Source organism: Coriobacteriia bacterium (assembly GCA_030652115.1).
Lineage (GTDB): Bacteria > Actinomycetota > Coriobacteriia > Anaerosomatales > Anaerosomataceae > UBA6100.
In genome coordinates, this window is the sequence record JAUSBK010000007.1 from 166,573 (window position 1) to 184,320 (window position 17,748).

Genomic DNA, 17,748 nt, shown 5'->3' on the forward strand with positions numbered 1-17,748 from the left:
CACATAGCCACGTAATTTCGGAGGGAGGCTTCACTTTGTCTGAGCGAATCCGCAAGGGTATGGCCATGATGCTGGTGTTCGCGCTCGCCGTCACGATGCTGACGGTCGGGGGTTGCGACACCGGTGACGGTGAAGGCGGAGAGACTGATTCCGACATCACCAAGGGTGGCACGTTCAACTTCTACATCAGTGAGCCGGCGTTCATCGACCCGGTCAACCTTCAGGAGTCCGAGGGTACGCAGGTTGGGCAGGCCGTCTTCGACAGCCTCGTCGCCTTCGACCCGATCACCTCTGAGGTGAAGCCGGCTGCCGCCGAGCGCTGGGAAGCCAACGACGACGCAACCGTCTGGACCTTCTACCTCGTTGAGGGCGCGAAGTTCCACGACGGCACCGATGTGACCGCTGACTCATTCAAGTTCGCATGGGAGCGCATCTGCAATCCCGAGAACGAGTCTGAGGTTGCGTACCACCTTGGCGTGGTCAAGGGCTACGACGAGATGCAGGACGCCAGCGCTACCGAGCTCGAGGGTGTCAAGGTCATCGACGACTACACGCTTGAGGTCACCCTGCAGTACGGTTTCGCCGACTTCGAGTATGTCGTCGGTCACCCGGCACTCGCGCCGGTCTCCCAGGAGGCCGTCGAGGCCGATCCTGAGGGCTTCTCCGAGATGCCTATCGGCAACGGTCCGTTCAAGATGGCCGAGCCGTGGGCGCACGACCAGTACATCAAGATCGTGAAGAATGATGAGTACTACAGCGACGTGCCGAACATCGACGGCGTGGACTTCAAGATCTTGGCCGATCAGGACACCGCATGGCTCGAGTTCGAGGCCGGGAACCTGGACTTCACCCAGATCACGCCTGGTCGTATACAGACCACGGTCGATACGTACGGCGAGAGCCCTGACGGCTACACTCTGAACCCGGGCGAGCAGGTCAGCCTCGGTGCCGAGCAGGCCATCTACTACCTGCTCATCAACAACACCGATCCTGCTCTGACCGACCCGGAAGTCCGCGCCGCGCTGTCGCTGGCGATCGATCGCCAGGACATCTGCGACAAGGTCTTCGAGGGCACCCGCGAGCCTGCAACGGGCATCGTCCCGCCGGGCATCGTCGGCCACAAGGCCGATGCGTTCCAGTACGCCAAGTACGATGTCGAGGCCGCCAAGGAGATGCTCGCCGACGCCGGTTTCCCGAATGGGGAAGGCTTCCCGACGATCACCCTCGAGTACAACACCGGCTCCGGTCATGAGGACATCCTCCTGCTCGTCCAGGAGGACCTTAAGGCCATCGGTGTCAACGGCGAACTCGTCGGCTCCGAGTGGGCACAGTACCTCGACAAGGTGGGTGCCGCCGACTACCAGGTCGGTCGCCTCGGCTGGATCGCGGACTACCCGATCATGGACAACTTCCTGTATCCGCTCTTCAAGACCGGCAGCAGCGACAACTACTCGTTCTACGCGAACGACGAAGTCGACAGCATGCTGGATGAGGCCCGCGAGACCGTCGACGCTGACGAGCGCGTGGCAATCTACCAGGACGTCGAGAAGATCGTCGGCGACGCGTCTGCCGTCATCCCGATGTTCTACTATCGCCACACCCGCGTTGCGTCTGACCGCGTGAACGACGGCGTGTACAGCGCCAATGGTCTGTTCACGTTCGATACGGTCTGGCTGTCGGGCGAGGCGGAAGCCGAGTAGGCACAGCCTAAGCACAACCAGCAAACGGCCGAACGTGTGCCGGGACACCCCCGGGTGTCCCGGCACACGAGCCTCTACCCGGCTGACTCCGAGCCGCTCCTAGGAAGACTGAATCCATGGTCAAGTACGTCGCACGACGCATTCTTCAGATGATCCCTGTGTTCCTCGGGGTCACACTGATCCTCTTCGCGCTTCGGATCCCGGGCTTCCTTCCGGGCGATCCGATCCAGCTCATCGTGGGCGAGAAGACGCTCACCCCGGCGCTCAGGGCGCAGATCGAGGAGAGAAACCACCTGGACGAACCGATCTACTCGCAGTACGCCTGGTACGTGAGCGGGATCGTCCAGGGCGACTTCGGTGAGTCGTATCAGAAGAGCCGCCCGGTCCGCGACATCCTGTTCGACAAGTTCCCGAACACCTTCAGGCTTGCGTTCGCTGCGATTCTCGTCGAAATCGTGATCGGCATCAGTGCCGGCATCCTCTCGGCGGTGAAGCAGTACTCGTTCTGGGACGTCTTAGTGACGCTATCGACGTCCATCCTGGTGTCGGTCCCTGTCTTCTGGCTCGGCTTGCTGCTGCAGATGTTCTTCGGCATCATGCTCAAGCAGTGGACCGGAGGGGCGTTGTACCTGCCGATGTCCGGCATGGGCAATCCGCCCGACTTCATGCACCTCATCCTTCCAGCGATTACTCTGGCATCCGTTTCGACAGCCTACGTGGCGCGGATCATGCGCTCGCAGATGCTCGAGGCGATGGGCCAAGACTATATCCGTACGGCGATGGCCAAGGGCCTTACGGAGCGCGCGGTCGTCTTCAAGCACGCGCTCAAGAACGCGCTGATCCCGGTTGTGACATACGTCGGCATCGACCTGGGCGCTCTCATGGGTGGCGCCATCCTCACCGAGAGCGTGTTCTCATGGCCCGGTGTCGGCCGCGAGATCTTCCTCGCGGTGATGCAGCGTGACTGGCCGGTCGTGATGGGCGGCGTCATTATCGTTGTGCTCATCGTCATGTTCGTGAACCTGCTCGTGGACATCAGCTATGCGGTTCTGGATCCGCGGATCCGCTACGGAGGTGCTGCCGAATGAGTAAGCGCACCGATCGTCGCGCACAGCATGAGCCGCAGACCACTCCGCTCGACGTCGAGGGCCACGAGGTCAGAGACGAGATCGTTCGGACACCGGTCATGCCGGGCGTCGGCGATCTGGCGCAGCGACCGGAGAGAACGCTATGGGGCGATGCGTGGACGCGGCTCCGCAAGAACAAGCTCGCCATCGTTGGCCTGGTCTGGATCGCCATCATCGTGATACTCACGCTTTCGGCCGATCTCTGGGTGCCGAAGTTCTTCGCGTCACCCATCTCCACCGAGGCCAGCAGCCTCGAGCCGCCTTCGGCAGCGCATCCCTTCGGCACGGACCGCATCGGCCGTGACGTCTTCGCGCGGGTCGTCTACGGTGCGAGGGTGTCGCTCGCGGTCGGTGTTCTCGCGGTCGGCATATCGCTCGTGCTCGGTCTGATCATGGGGGCGCTCTCCGGCTACTACGGCGGCTGGCTTGATGCGTTCATCATGCGCACGGCGGATATCTTCTTCGCGTTTCCTTACATGCTCTTCGCGATCGCGCTGCTCGCGGTTCTCGGGCGGGGGTATCAGAACGTCTTCATCGCTATCGGTATCCTCGGCTGGCCATCGATCGCGCGTGTGTTCCGCAGCTCGATCTTGTCGGTGAAAGAGACCGAATACGTCGACGCTGCCCGTGCGATGGGTGCCTCGGACGGCCGCATCATCTTCCGGCACATCATGCCCAACGCGATCGCTCCGATCATCGTGTACGGCACGATGAGCATCGGTGGTGCGATCATCACCGAGGCAGCGCTGTCGTACCTCGGTATGGGCGTTCAGGCGCCGACGCCGTCGTGGGGCGGCATGCTTTCCGATGCGAAGGCCCTGATGGTGCCGGCTCCGTGGCTCACCCTCTGGCCGGGCTTCGCGATCCTGACCACCGTGCTCGCGTTCGTGCTCATGGGCGACGGACTCCGCGACGCGCTCGATGTGAAGATGAAGGACTGACATGGCGCTGCTCGAAGTCAAGAACCTCAAGACCCACTTCAGCACGCGTGACGGCATCGTCCGCGCGGTGGACGGCGTGAGTTTCAGCCTTGAAGAGGGCGAGACGCTCGCCATCGTGGGTGAGTCCGGCTCCGGCAAGTCGGTGACAGCTCTGTCGGTCATGCGGCTCATACCCGAGCCGCCCGGCAAGATCGCCGACGGCAGCAGCATCATGCTGACCGGGGAAAGCATCCTGGACATGGACGACGGCACGGTGCGCGCTATGCGTGGCGACCGCATCGCGATGATCTTCCAGGACCCGATGACATCACTCAACCCGGTATTCCGCGTCGGCTTCCAGATCGGGGAGGCGCTGCGCATCCACAAGGGCATGACCCGCAAGGAGGCGCACGCGCGCGCGGTCGAGATGATCGACCTCGTGGGAATCCCCAATGCGGCGAGTCGGGCGAAGGACTACCCGCATCAGTTCTCGGGCGGCATGCGTCAGCGGGCTATGATCGCCATGGCGCTCGCATGCGACCCGGACATCCTGATCGCCGACGAGCCTACTACGGCCCTCGACGTGACCATCCAGGCGCAGATCCTGGAGCTGATGATCGAGCTCCAGCAGCGCAAGGGGACCGCCATCATCATGATCACCCACGATCTCGGCGTCGTCGCCGATATGGCAAACGACGTGATGGTCATGTACGCGGGCAAGCAGGTGGAGTACGGCACGGCCAAAGACGTCTTCTACAGGCCCCAGCATCCCTACACGTGGGGACTGCTCGATAGCCTGCCCCGGCACGACATCGACGAGAAGGGGACGCTGCTTCCCATCGAGGGCCAGCCACCGAGCCTGATCGACGTGCCGCCCGGCTGCGCGTTCCACCCGCGGTGCCCGTATGCAAAGGAGCGGTGCATGACGGAGGCGCCCGAGCTACGCGAGATCGAGTCCGGCCACATGGCTGCATGCCACTTCGCTGGCGAAGACGACTTCGTGCGTGGCGCTACAACCTCCACCGAAGCGGCGGTGTCGTGATGGGCGACCTGCTGCGTGTCGAGAACCTCGTGAAGTACTTCCCGGTCGAGCAGGGCCTGATCGCATCCAAGCTCAGCAAGAAGGTGCACGCGGTCGACGGCGTCTCGTTCACCGTTAGAAGTGGTGAGACGCTCGGACTTGTGGGTGAGTCCGGTTGCGGCAAATCCACCACCGGCCGGTGCCTCATCCGGCTTCTCGAGCCCACCTCGGGCTCCGTCGAGTTCGACGGTGCCGATGTGCTCGCGCTCAAGGGCAAGGACCTCCAGGCGTTCCGCCGCGAGGTGCAGTTCATCTTCCAGGACCCCTACGCGTCGCTCAACCCGCGCATGACCATCAGCGAGATCGTCACTGAGCCGCTCTCAGTACACAAGCTGGGCACACCGGTCGAGCGCCGGCAGCGCGCCAAGGAGCTTCTCGACGTGGTCGGCCTCAACCCCGAGCACATCAACCGCTATCCCCACGAGTTCTCGGGCGGACAGCGCCAGCGCATTGGCATCGCGCGATCGCTCGCCCTCAAGCCCCGGCTCGTGATCTGCGATGAGCCCGTTTCGGCGCTCGACGTGTCGATCCAGGCGCAGGTCATCAACCTCCTCGATGAACTGCAGGACGAGTTCGGTCTCACGTACGTGTTCATCGCGCACGACCTCTCGGTCGTCCGGCATATCTCGGACCGTGTCGCGGTCATGTACCTGGGCAAGATCGTCGAGACGGGCGGATGGCAGGGTCTGTACGATGCCCCGCATCACCCGTACACGCACTCACTTCTGTCGGCAGTGCCGGTCCCCGATCCCGACAAGCAGCGCGCGCGCCAGAGGATCATCCTTCAGGGCGACGTGCCGAGCCCGATCGACCCGCCCACCGGGTGCCGGTTCCACACTCGGTGCCCCATCGCCCAGGAGATCTGCGGCGTTGAAGAACCTCTGCTCCGTGAGCTGGGCGCAGACCATCAGGTGGCGTGTCACTTCGCGAAGCCGTTCCCCATACCCGAGGGCGTGAGCGCGTCGGTCGTAGCGGGCACGGGGGATGTGACCGAACCGCTCTAGGCACCGGCTGAAGCACTTTGCTATACTCTCGTTCGCTGTCCCGAGGGACGGCGCTTTGTCCGAGTGGCGGAATGGCAGACGCGCTAGGTTGAGGGCCTAGTGTCCGCAAGGACGTGCGAGTTCAACTCTCGCCTCGGACACCAGCAATGACCAGCGGCTTCTCCCGAAGGGGAGGGGCCGCTGTTGCTGTGTCGGGGGCGGCGTCTAATGTAACGTCTAATGTGAGTGCTCGACTACCGCATGGAGAGCGAGCAGGTCCATGTCCGGCGACCCGGACCCGAGGAGTAGTGTCGTGGCAATTGAGTATCATTGGCTTTGGTCCGCCAAGCACGATTTGGGGTGACGAATGGGCGAGCGCTATGACTCTTACGGGTACGACCGAGATGGCTATGGCCCAGACGGTTACAACTCTCACGGCTACGACCGCGATGGCTTTGGCCCCAACGGTCGAGACTCCGAAGACTACGATCGCAATGGGTACGACTGGGAGGGCTACAACCGGGAGGGCTACAACCGCAAGGGCTACAACCGCAAGGGCTACGACCGCGATGGTTACGACAATGAGGACTATGACGCCGAGGGCTACGATCGTCGCGGCTTCGACCGTGAGGGCAAACACGCTGAAACGGCAACGCCCTATGACCCAGATGGCTATGACCGTAACGGCTATGACATCAATGGCTTTGATGAGTTCGACAACGACGAAGAGGGATTCGATCCTGACGGCTTCGATCAGGCGGGATACGACGCCGAGGGATTCGACCAGCTAGGTTTCGATCGTCAGGGCATCAACAAGGAGACAGGGAGTCCGTTCGACAGATGGGGACTCGACCGTCAAAGGATGGATCGTGGCGGCTACAACCAAGAAGGGTGGGACGCGCGAGGATTCAATCGGCAGGGAGTGCATAGACTGACTTCGACAGATCGCGACCCAGAGGGCTACGATCGCCACGGGCTGGACGAGTCTGGCAACGACCGCGAGGGCTATGATCGCGATGGCTACGACTCGGACGGGCTGGACCGAGGCGGCTTCGACAAGACGGGGTTCAACACCCAAGCAATCCACAGGGATACTGGGACCTTGTGGGACACTGGCGGTCGCGATCGCGACGGCTACGACGCAAAGGGCCTAGACCGCGATGGCTACGATCGACGCGGCTTTGATGTGAACGGCCAAACGCGGAACTAGACGGGCAAAGCCCTCAGAACGGCACTCGCAATGCGAGCGCTCGTTGGTCTACCAACTGAGCATGGCCGCCGTTTCACGGTGGTTATACGGTGGACGGACGTAAGGGATCTCCTCACAAGAAATGAGTGCATTGCCGTGCCTGTGACATGCCAACGCTCGGTCTGCGGTATGGTGTCATGCAGGCTGCAGAATCGCTGTTTGCCGCATTGAGTATTCGCGGGGCATCCACAGGGAGCTGATAATGACCGACAAGATCAGAGCTCGTCTCTCCTTTCTGCTGTATGCATCGATGTTTGTCCTACCGGGTGCGAGTCTCGCCATCGGCTGGATTGGCTGGGGCTTTCGGACAGGCGTTGTCGCCGCACTCATTACATTCGTGATCTGCTTTCTCCTGGCGGGAGTTCTCCTGGCGACAGTCAAGGACCTATCTTGGATTGCCGTCGGGTTGCCTTTCGCCCTTGGCATGACGTACGCCGCCCTGCCCAACTTCATTCCAACTCCGTTTGACAACACCGCAATGGCGACTGCGGGTGCCCTGATGACATTTGGCCTGTGGGTTAGAAAGCAGCCGGATACTCCCAAGTGGATAGTCTTCCCACTGCTAGTTTCTGCTCTCTACACACTGGTGGGTGGTTTCATCGCCGGTCCCGTGGACGAGCTGATAGTTGGTGCTATCAGCTTCTACACATCCCGCCATGTTGCCGCGAAACAACTACCGCCCAGCAGTGAACCTCAGGCAATAGACGCTGATGAGTACATAGCGGCAGAGTATGTCGCTCAGGAGGACTAAAGAGTCGGAAGCGCCGGACGTTAGAGCGAGCACAGCAGTATGGGTTAGAGTTGTGCAGTCAGCATCTGGGGGACTGGAGGGAGATCCACGTATGGTAGACGCGGTTGACGACACCGAGCTCGAAGTAGAGGTCGAGGAGGAAGAGGAAGCGCCCGCGCAGACCTACGATATCGCGACGTATCCTTCGGACTTCACACTCAAGGGCATCGCACAGATGTGGGACGACGAAGAGATCACGATTCCCGATTACCAAAGGGAGTTCGTCTGGACCATACAGCAGTCCTCACTGCTGATTGACTCATTCTTGAGCGGTCTGCCGGTTCCCCCGGTCTTCTTCTACATCGACGACCAGAATCGCAACCTCGTGATTGACGGGCAGCAGCGCATCATGAGCGTGATCTTCTATCTCAGCGGCTACTTCGGCCAAGAGGATGCTCGGGGCAAGCGCCAGACCTTCAGGCTGAAGGGGTTGTCTGACAAGGCACCTTGGGCGAACAAGAAGTTCACTGAGCTGGGCGACGTTGACCAGCGTCGGCTTCGCGGTGCCGTGCTTCGAGCCGTCAACATCAGGCAGCTCAAACCAATCGACGGCGACACGAGTGCGTATCACATCTTCGAGCGGCTCAACACCGGCGGGACGCCGCTCAAGAGCCAGGAGATTCGAAACGTCGTCTTTCGCGGCGATTTCAATAACATGCTCAAGCAGTTCAACCTTGACCCGAACTGGCGTCTAGTCATTGGAAAGGCGGTCAAGGACAAGCACCAGAAGGACGTCGAGCTTCTCTTGCGCGTCTTCTCCCTGGTTGAGGATATCGATGGATATGAGAAGCCGCTCGTACGCTTCCTCAACATGGCGATGCGACAGAACCAGAACGGTGATACCCCCAAAGTCGCGCGCTTCTTCGATCGCTTCTCGCTCGTCACCGACATGGTTGCGGGTGAGTTGGGACAGAAGCCGTTCCATCTACGTGGCAAGCTGAACGTGTCCGCGCTCGATGCTGTTCTCAGCGTCTTGATTGAGTACTACGACGATGTTGATCGGTCGAAGCTGGCGGACTGCTGGGAGTCGTTGAAGGGCGACACTGCATTCGACGAAGCGACGCGCTACAACACGACCGACACTGCGACGGTGCAGACTCGGGTCGCCCTGGTTCGCAAGTACCTATTGAGCTGACGCGGATGTCGTACGAAGCGCACTTCGAGCATGCGGATGACGTTATGGCGCACCTTGCTGTCATCGTCCCTGAAATCCCGGATGCTGTCCTCCAGGCCAAGTACTCAGGCTTCGCTGCAGTTGCGGCTGTGACCGTATACGAGATTGCCCTCAAGGACATCCTGTTTGAGTTTGCGGAGTCGCAGCATCCCTTGCTGGGGGTCTTTACACACAGCCAGTGGGATCGAATCAACGGACGAATCAGGCTCTGTCACATTAAGGACGACTACTTGGCGAGTTTCGGGGGCGACTATGTGGTCTGTTTCAGGGACGCTCTGGATGCCGCCACGACGAAGTACCTCGTCGAGCATGGCAGTGACATTGTCACCTCATACTCGAACCTCATTCTGTGGCGTCATGACTTCGTTCACCAGGCCAGGGTGTCTGCATCGGCAACGTTTGAGGACGTCAGGAAGTCCTACGAGGCTGGCAAGCGAGTTCTGGCGTGCGTTCACGAGGCACTGTACGCGTAGAATCGCTGCTCCAACAAACGGATCAACCTGACGCGCTTCGCTCGCAGGTTATCCGTCAGGCGTTAGGCGCGGCACCCCATGGTTCAATACGCGTCCGCTATCGCCCACCATTACGTACTTCTTCACAAGTCGGCTCCCTTGCGGGCCGGCTCTTGTGTTTGTGACCTGGGATTATTCGATTCCCCTCGTCGGGCAAAGCCCTCCGAACAGCACTCGCGTCCCTCGTGCATGTTGGTTTTCGGTGGTCACACGGTGGTTGGGACTGAGGGATTCCTTAACAAGAAATGGTCGCCGTGCCATGCCGTGACCCGTGACGGCTGAACGGGGTGTTCTCCCGAAAGGGAGGGGCCGCTGTTGCCGAGTCAGGGGCGGTTTGCTGACGAATTTGCTGACGGCACCGTCCGAAGATGTCAGGTACTGGGTCTATTATCGGTTTGGCTGCTGACTCTTGAGACGTAGCCCGGCTTAGAGGAGAAGACGCATGATTTGGGACTTGATGGACGAACTTGAAGGGGTTGTCGACAGTGAGTTCAAAGATCCGGTAGAAGTGGTCGACGTTGGGACATTCCCAGACGTGGACCAACTGGCGCTGGAGGTGCGTCGGTGGCAACGCCTGAAGGACCTCTACTGTGTGTCCGTCGACCTGAGAAACTCGACCGCTCTTGATGTGGGTGCTCACGCAAGCACAAGCGCCAGCCTGTACGAGGCCGTCACGGGGAGCTGCGCGAAGATCGTGAAGCGACTCAACCCTCAGTTCGTCGACATACAAGGGGATGGCCTGTTCGCGCTCTTCCACGGGGCTATGGCGGTCGAGCGGGCGATCTGCGCGGCCATCTCACTGAAGACATTTGGCGAGAGAGTGCTGGAACCCATGATAGAGAAGCATCGGGCGGAGAAGCTTGGCGAGCGGTTCCCACAAACCGGCCTGAAGATAGGCGTGGCATCCGGCACTACGGTCGTCAAGCGCGTTGGCGTCAGAACCATAAACGAACCGGTGTGGGCGGGACGAGCTGTACCGTACGCGGTCAAGGCGAGCGAAACATGCGAGCCGAAGCAGCTGTTGGTCACGCAGGCGGTTCACAACAGGATCGCTGGCAACGAGTACCTTACGTGGTCGTGCGGATGCGACGGCGCCGGGAACACGAATCAGCCCAAGAGGCTTTGGGCAGAGGCCGCCGAGATGCCGGGAGTTCCCGGAATGATGCTGTGGAGTCTCGGCACTACGTGGTGTCGTGTGCATGGCGACGCCTTCTATGACGCTGTGCTTGCTGGGAGTATTCGCAGAGACGACATCAGGGGGTAGTGGAATGGCTGTAGCGGAGGGGTGGTCCGACGGGTGCACTAGCCTGGCACAGACACTGCTCGGCGAGAGTCGCCGAGAGCTGGAGCGGGCGGATGCCAAGGCGATAGGGCTTCTCAGTTTCTGCGGTCTACTCGTTGGTGTGGTTGTGGCGGGAATGATTGCCGGTGAGTGGAGCCCTTCACACCTCGGCGAGACGCAACGCCTGGTTTGGTGGGCGGGGGCGGGGATGATAGTTGCCGCCTTCACGCTGTTCGGTTCAGCGGTATGGCCCAGAACGAAGAAGAGCCAGTTCGCACAGAACCGCGAGTGCGTCACGTACTTCGGCGATGTGGAAGCGACCTGGAACCTGCGCCATTTGGGCGAAGTGCTCGAACGGACGTGCACCTGTCTTCCTGACCGCGACGGCGAGCAACTGCTGACCATCGCCAAGTACGCGAGACTGAAGTACTCACTGATCAGGTGGGGAATGGCGCTATATGGGCTCGGTGCACTGGCAGCGACTGCAGCAGCGCTCTAGCCGTGTTAGGCAGTGGGCGCATGCGGCGCCCCTCGGATTCGCTGGCCGCTAGTGGGACCCAGTGCCCATCGTCGTGACTATTAGTCGTGGTCGACTACAGGCGGCACGAGACTACTTCCTTGTGATGATCGCCAATGGAAGGACGCCAACAGCGGTAGAAGGCGGTCCGTTCGATGGACTCCGGTACTTCGTGACTGAGATTGATGGTCAGGAGTACTGGGTGACGGAGCAGGGGTTGTTCGACTCGCCGGGGGACATCGCCGGGTAGACGTGCGTCTTCAGACGGCTGTGTCGTGTGCCTGCGGTACGATGGCAAGAGCGACACGCGATCGGTTCATTCTGAGGGGGGTCCTATTCTTGCCGCGACTCACTGAGCAGGAACAGCAGGAGATCATCCGCTTCCTTGAGGCTGACAAGCCGCTGCCCGACAAGTACCGGTTCCTGCTGTTCGGTGACAAGCGCGAGGTCGAACTCGTGTGGAATGGCAAGACCAACGAGGTCTGCAATATCATTCTGCCCTTTCAGACGATCGAACAGGTAGATGAGCCACGGGCGGAAACCGCCGATGACACGGCGTTGCAGCTGGACTTGTTCTCGCTCGATGAACGCGGAAGACAGCTTCGGGGTTGGACCAACAAGCTGATCTGGGGGGACAACAAGTTGGTCCTGTCGTCGCTGAAGAACGGACCTCTGAGGGAGGAAATCGAGGAGCAGGGTGGTCTGAAGCTGGTCTACATTGACCCGCCATTTGATGTCGGGGCGGACTTCTCAATGGACATCGAGATCGGTGACGACACCTTCACCAAGAGGCCGAACATCCTGGAAGAGATCGCGTATCGGGATACGTGGGGCCAGGGTGCCGACTCGTTCATTGCGATGCTTTACGAACGACTCGTGCTGATCCGAGACCTCATGTCGTCTGATGGCGGCATCTACGTTCACATGGGCAGGAATGTGTCCCACCTTATTCGACTGGTCTGTGACGAGGTGTTCGGTCGAGAGAATCTGGTCAACGAGATTACGTGGCAGAGAGCGCACGCCCACGGTGACACAGGTCAAGGAGCAGCTCACTTCGGTCGCGTTACTGAAGCCATCCTCTATTACACGAAGAGCGACAAGCCCACATGGAATCCTCAGTACACGGCTTACTCGGACGCCATCATCTCCCGCGACTACAAGTACGTGGATGAGGCGACGGGTGAGCGGTACAGGCTCATGCCGGTGGACGGACCAGGCGGTGCATCGAAGGGCAATCCCTATTACTCGTTCCTCGGTGTGAAGGGCTACTGGAGGTACTCGGAGTCGACGATGCAAGCACTGTACGAGTCTGGCGAGATCTTGCTGTCCTCAACAGGACGATCGCTCAGTCGGAAGCGCTTTCTGAAGGACGCCAAGGGTACTCCCGTAACGGATCTCTGGGATGACGTGAACCGCATCAGCCCAACCTCCAGCGAACGCCTAGGATACGATACGCAGAAGCCAGAGGCACTACTGTCGCGAATCATCGAGGCATCGTCGAACGTCGGCGATCTGGTGGCGGACTTCTTCTGTGGTTCGGGCACGACGGCTGCTGTCGCGGAGAAGCTTGGCCGAAAGTGGATGGCTGCCGATCTCGGCAAGTTCGCCATTCACACAACCCGCAAGCGGATGATCGCTGTTCAGCGCGAGATGAAAGCGGCAGGTAAGGACTACCGTGCCTTCGAACTTCTGAACCTCGGGAAGTACGAACGCCAGCACTATGTGGGCGTCAATTCTGACCTGCGTGAGGAGCAGAAGCAGCAGCAGCTGGCCGCCAGGGAGCGAGCATTCCTCGACCTCATCCTTCGTGCCTACAGGGCGGAGGGCGTTGAGGGCTTCGAGACTATCAGCGGCAAGAAGGCTGGCCGACTCGTTGTGGTCGGTCCGATCAACATGCCAGTGACTCGCCTTTTCGTGGAAGAGGTCATTCTTGAGTGCAGGAAGCAGCACATCACCAAAGTGGACGTTCTTGGGTTCGAGTTTGAGATGGGGCTTTTCCCGAACATCCTGGACGAAGCACGAGGCAAGGGCATCGACATTTCTCCCAAGCAGATTCCTCGGGAAGTGTTCGACAAGCGGGCCGTCGATAAGAATCAGGTCGTCTTCCATGATGTGGCCTACATCGAGGTGAAACCTCACATGAAGAGCGACTCCGTTGCAGTGGAGCTAACGGACTACTCAGTCTTCTACTCACAGGATTCGATCGCATCGGCTGAGGAATCGCTCAAGAAGAAGGGCGACAAGGTCGTCGTCGAGCGAGGGCAGATCGTCAAGGTCAGCATGGATGAGCATGGAGTCGTCAGTCGCGAGGTGCTTACGAAGAAGTGGACGGATTGGGTCGACTACTGGGCCGTGGACTTCAACTTCGAGAGCAAGCGCGAGTTGATCCGGGTGAAGAACGAGGACACGGGTGAGTGGGAGGAGCGCTGGACTGGCGACTACATCTTCGAGAACGAGTGGCAGTCGTTCAGGACCAGGAAGGACCGGGAGCTTGAACTGAAGAGTGTGGCCCATGAGTGCACACCTGGTCGTCGCAAGATCGCAGTCAAGGTCGTCGACATCTTCGGCAACGACACAATGACCATCGTCGAGGTCAACGTAGGGGGGAAGGACTGATGGCGCTACATCCCGACTTTCCGCAGTCGCCGTACTCAGTTCTCAACCCTGAGATTCGTTGGTTCCCGGCTGATGAAGCTATGCGCGCCACCACTATGGACAAGTTGATGCCGCCGTTGGTCTCGCAGCTCAGACGGAAGGTCAAGGAGTTCAGAGACAGCGGCTATGTTGGAGCCGCAAACACGAGCAAGAGCTTGCTCGAATGGTGGTTCAAGACTCCGCACCTTGTTCCACAGGCGGACGGCACAACAGGCGAGTTTCAGTACTACTTCGCTCAGCGCGAGGCACTGGAGACGATCATCTACCTGCACGACGTCGTCGGCGTGAAGGACAAGTATGACCTCATGCGTTTCGACAGCAGCGGGCAGGTCTCGGCAGGCATGTTCGATGAGGACTGGCGGCGTTTCGTCATCAAGATGGCCACTGGCAGTGGCAAGACGAAAGTGCTTGCGTTGGCTCTGGCGTGGAGTTACTTCCACAAGTTATACGAGCCTGAATCGGGCCTATCCAGGAACTTCCTAGTCATCACGCCCAACATCATCGTGCTGGACCGTGTTCGTCGTGACTTCGAGGGCTTGAGGATATTCTTCAGCGATCCAATAGTCCCGGACGACGGATACGAAGGCCAGGATTGGCGCAGTGACTTTCAGCTGGACTTTCACCTACAGGATCAGGTTAAGGTCACTCACCCCACAGGCAACATCTTCCTAACGAACATCCATCGTGTCTATTCGGGCGACGATATCGCCGCGACTCCGGATGACGACGACATGATGGAGTACTTCCTGGGCAAGCGCCCGGTCGGTGGTACGACTGACTCCAAAGTGGACTTGGGGATGATAGTTCGTGACATCGACGAGCTGATGATTCTGAACGACGAGGCGCACCATATTCATGACGCCCGTCTAGCATGGTTCAAGTCCATACAGGACATTCGCAATCGCTTGCTTCAGAAGGGCGGGGAGCTGTCTCTGCAGATTGATGTGACGGCAACTCCCAAGCACAACAATGGTGGGATCTTCGTGCAGACGATTGCCGACTATCCACTGGTGGAGGCGATTTCGCAGAACGTCGTGAAGCATCCGGTACTTCCCGATGCAGCGAGTCGGGCCAGGCTGGTGGAACAGCAGAGCGCCAAGTTCACTGAGAAGTACGCTGACTACATCCACCTTGGAGTAGTCGAATGGCGCAAGGCGTTCGAGGAGCACGAGAAGATGGGCAAGAAGGCCATCTTGTTCGTGATGACGGATGACACCCGCAATTGTGACGACGTCAAGGAGTACCTGGAGGGTACGTATCCAGATTTGAAGGGTGCCGTCCTGATCATTCACACGAAGGAGAACGGCGAGATATCCGAGTCAGCGACCGGCAAGAACAAAGACGAGCTTGAGAGGTTGCGCGAACAGGCCAACAGCATCGATCAGCCCGATAGCGAGTGGAAGGCGATCGTCTCTGTCCTGATGCTCAAAGAGGGGTGGGATGTACGGAACGTGACCACGATCGTTGGTCTTCGTGCCTATTCCGCCAAGAGCAACATCCTGCCTGAGCAGACCCTTGGGCGCGGACTTCGGAAGATGTACGCAGGCGGTGTCGAGGAGTACGTGAGTGTTGTCGGCACTGACGCCTTCATGGAGTTCGTAGAGTCGATCCAACAGGAGGGTGTTGTGCTGGAGCGTCGTCCTATGGGCGAGCAGTCCGGTCCGAACACACCGATCGCAATCGAGGTGGACCACGAGAACGTGCACAAGGACCTCGACAAGCTGGACATAGAGATCCCGGTTCTCACACCGCGTGTCTTCCGCGAGTACAAGAACCTCGCTGATCTGGATGTCGACCGTTTGTCCCACCAGGTCGTGGCATACAAGGCGTTCACGGATGAAGAGCAGCGGGAGATTGTCTTCAAAGACATCACTACTGGCGAGATCACGCACACCACCTACCTGGACACAGCGGGCATTGCTGACTACCGCAGCGTCATCGGCTACTTCGCCCGGACCATCATGAAGGACCTTCGGCTGGTGTCTGGATACGACGTCCTATACGGCAAGGTCAAGGCATTCGTGGAGACCAAGCTGTTCGGTCGTTCTGTCGACATGGAAGACCCGAACACGTTGCGGAACTTGGCTGAGTTGGCCGCAACTCGCACCGCCATCGAGACATTCAAGAAGGCAGTGAACGAGCTGACGATTCTGGATCGTGGCGACGCGGAGATTCGGGACACGATCAAGTTGAGGCAGACGAGACCCTTCATGGCGAAGGAGCAGGGGTACGTCGTGCCGAGGAAGAGCGTGTTCAATCGGATCATCGGCGACAGCAACCTTGAGCTGCGGTTTGCTCAGTTCCTAGAGGAGTGTCCGGACGTTGTGTCGTATGCGAAGAACTACTTCGCAGTTCATTTCAAGCTCGACTATGTCAACGCCGACGGCAACATCTCCGACTACTACCCTGACTTTGTCGTGCGAGAGACGAGCGGCGACTATGTCGTCGTCGAGACCAAGGGCCTTGAGGATATGGACGTGCCGCTGAAGATGCAGCGCCTGAAGCTCTGGTGCCAGGATGTGAACGCTGTTCAAGAAGTGCAGAGATTCGACTTCGTCTACGTTGATGAAGATGGCTTCAACAAGTATCGTCCTACAACATTCTCCAGCCTCAGAACAGGCTTCACGGAGTACAAGTAGTGCGCCGTGCGAAGCTAGCCGTTGGCTCCGAAATGGGTCCTCGCGATCAGGCGCCATCGTTGAGCAGGCGGAAGTGCTGTCAGCTGAGTGGGCGGTCTGAGATGTCTGGACTCTTCGATGAGACAGGGGAGCCAGACTCCCTCTATGAGCGAATACGAACGAGTGATCTGACGCATATTGAGGCGCTTCGGGAGCGCTTGGAAGGCATGTGGTCGATGTTTGCGCCGCATGCAGATCGGCACTTCCTGGTGGAGTTTCGTAAGGAGATCAACGCTCGCTACTGGGAGATGTACCTGACCTGCGCCTTCCTTGAGAAGGGTTGGGAAGTCGCAAGCGGGGACCATGGTCCCGACATCCTGTTGCTCCATGAGGGACAACGCGTCTGGATTGAGGCAGTCGAGGCAACCCAGGGCGCCGATGGCAGTATGGACCGCTGTCCCGACTTCCCTGAGGGTGTTGCCTTCGACTTTCCCGAGGAGCAGATAGTTCTGCGCTATCGAAACGCCATAGAGCAGAAGCACCAAAGGCGACTGGAGTTCATCGAATCGGGAATTGTGGGTCCGACGGACGTCTACATCATCGCGGTCAACTCGGGGTGTATTCCCTTCGCGTTCGTCAGTGAGGATCCGCCACGGATCGTGGGTGCCGTGTATCCGATGGGAGCACTGCAAGTGCACATAGGTGAAGACGGTCAGACACTCGGTGTCGACAATGTGTATCGCCCGTCCGTGTCCAAGGCTAGCGGCAGCCAGGTGAAGACGGATGTCTTCCTGGACGAAGGGTACTCAGGAATCAGTGCTGTGATTTGCTCAGGCGCAAACGCATTGAACGTGCCAAGCGAGATCGGATCGGACCTCGTTCTAGTCCACAACCTGACGGCTGCATCCCCAGTTCCTTCAGCGTGGTGGCCCTTCGGGGATGAGTGGAGCGGTCGACTCGTTGAGGATGGTCTGACAATCTCAAAGCTGGGCGAGACTGAAGCGTAGAATCTGGGTTCGTCGTTCAGGTAGGTACGAATTGCGAGACCCGTCTTCCGATAGGGAGGCGGGTCTTCTTGTTGAGGGATTTCAGTCAGAAATGAGTAGGTGGGGCTGCCCGTTCGGCTGCTTCTCAGTCTGT

General features: G+C 59.5%; 14 protein-coding genes and 1 tRNA gene. All 15 read left to right on the top strand.

All coding sequences use genetic code 11. The features are described 5' to 3' along the window. Positions 1 to 35 precede the first annotated feature (35 nt). The 15 genes from Q7W51_04860 to Q7W51_04930 all read left to right on the top strand — a co-directional run bounded on the left by Q7W51_04860 (position 36) and on the right by Q7W51_04930 (position 17,615). Entirely contained in the window at positions 36 to 1,700 is a 1,665-nt protein-coding gene (locus tag Q7W51_04860; GenBank protein ID MDO8847700.1) for a peptide ABC transporter substrate-binding protein, read from the top strand. Positions 1,701 to 1,816: 116 nt separating this feature from the next. Then, on the top strand, positions 1,817 to 2,788 hold the full coding sequence (locus tag Q7W51_04865) for an ABC transporter permease (GenBank protein MDO8847701.1): 972 nt from the start codon (positions 1,817 to 1,819) through the stop codon (positions 2,786 to 2,788). A gap of 98 nt (positions 2,789 to 2,886) precedes the next feature. Next, the gene (locus Q7W51_04870; GenBank protein ID MDO8847702.1) at positions 2,887 to 3,768 is read left to right on the top strand and encodes an ABC transporter permease; all 882 of its coding nucleotides are present in this window, start codon (positions 2,887 to 2,889) and stop codon (positions 3,766 to 3,768) included. A gap of 1 nt (position 3,769) precedes the next feature. Then, on the top strand, positions 3,770 to 4,789 hold the full coding sequence (locus Q7W51_04875) for an ABC transporter ATP-binding protein (GenBank protein MDO8847703.1): 1,020 nt from the start codon (positions 3,770 to 3,772) through the stop codon (positions 4,787 to 4,789). After that, on the top strand, positions 4,789 to 5,832 hold the full coding sequence (locus Q7W51_04880) for a dipeptide ABC transporter ATP-binding protein (protein MDO8847704.1): 1,044 nt from the start codon (positions 4,789 to 4,791) through the stop codon (positions 5,830 to 5,832). Before Q7W51_04875 ends, Q7W51_04880 begins: the two co-directional genes overlap by 1 nt. A gap of 57 nt (positions 5,833 to 5,889) precedes the next feature. Continuing rightward, positions 5,890 to 5,975, top strand: a tRNA-Leu gene (locus Q7W51_04885). A gap of 203 nt (positions 5,976 to 6,178) precedes the next feature. Beyond that, complete coding sequence (locus Q7W51_04890; protein ID MDO8847705.1) at positions 6,179 to 7,021, top strand: hypothetical protein; 843 nt, start codon at positions 6,179 to 6,181, stop codon at positions 7,019 to 7,021. A gap of 241 nt (positions 7,022 to 7,262) precedes the next feature. After that, positions 7,263 to 7,811, top strand: coding sequence for a hypothetical protein (locus tag Q7W51_04895; protein MDO8847706.1), 549 nt, complete (start codon positions 7,263 to 7,265; stop codon positions 7,809 to 7,811). After that, positions 7,792 to 8,985 (top strand): DUF262 domain-containing protein, encoded by a 1,194-nt coding sequence (locus tag Q7W51_04900; protein MDO8847707.1) that lies wholly within the window; start codon positions 7,792 to 7,794, stop codon positions 8,983 to 8,985. Before Q7W51_04895 ends, Q7W51_04900 begins: the two co-directional genes overlap by 20 nt. A 44-nt stretch (positions 8,986 to 9,029) precedes the next feature. Beyond that, positions 9,030 to 9,497: a hypothetical protein gene (locus tag Q7W51_04905; GenBank protein ID MDO8847708.1), complete on the top strand. Its 468-nt coding sequence runs from the start codon at positions 9,030 to 9,032 to the stop codon at positions 9,495 to 9,497. Between the two features lie 481 nt (positions 9,498 to 9,978). Beyond that, entirely contained in the window at positions 9,979 to 10,800 is an 822-nt protein-coding gene (locus Q7W51_04910) for a hypothetical protein (GenBank protein MDO8847709.1), read from the top strand. Positions 10,801 to 10,804: 4 nt separating this feature from the next. Continuing rightward, positions 10,805 to 11,317, top strand: a complete 513-nt coding sequence (locus Q7W51_04915) for a DUF5706 domain-containing protein (GenBank protein MDO8847710.1) — start codon at positions 10,805 to 10,807, stop codon at positions 11,315 to 11,317. 357 nt (positions 11,318 to 11,674) lie between these two features. Continuing rightward, positions 11,675 to 13,951: a site-specific DNA-methyltransferase gene (locus Q7W51_04920; protein MDO8847711.1), complete on the top strand. Its 2,277-nt coding sequence runs from the start codon at positions 11,675 to 11,677 to the stop codon at positions 13,949 to 13,951. Beyond that, complete coding sequence (locus Q7W51_04925; protein MDO8847712.1) at positions 13,951 to 16,629, top strand: DEAD/DEAH box helicase family protein; 2,679 nt, start codon at positions 13,951 to 13,953, stop codon at positions 16,627 to 16,629. The genes Q7W51_04920 and Q7W51_04925 overlap by 1 nt, the downstream gene beginning before the upstream one ends. Positions 16,630 to 16,730: 101 nt before the next feature. Beyond that, entirely contained in the window at positions 16,731 to 17,615 is an 885-nt protein-coding gene (locus Q7W51_04930; GenBank protein MDO8847713.1) for a hypothetical protein, read from the top strand. Positions 17,616 to 17,748: the final 133 nt, after the last annotated feature.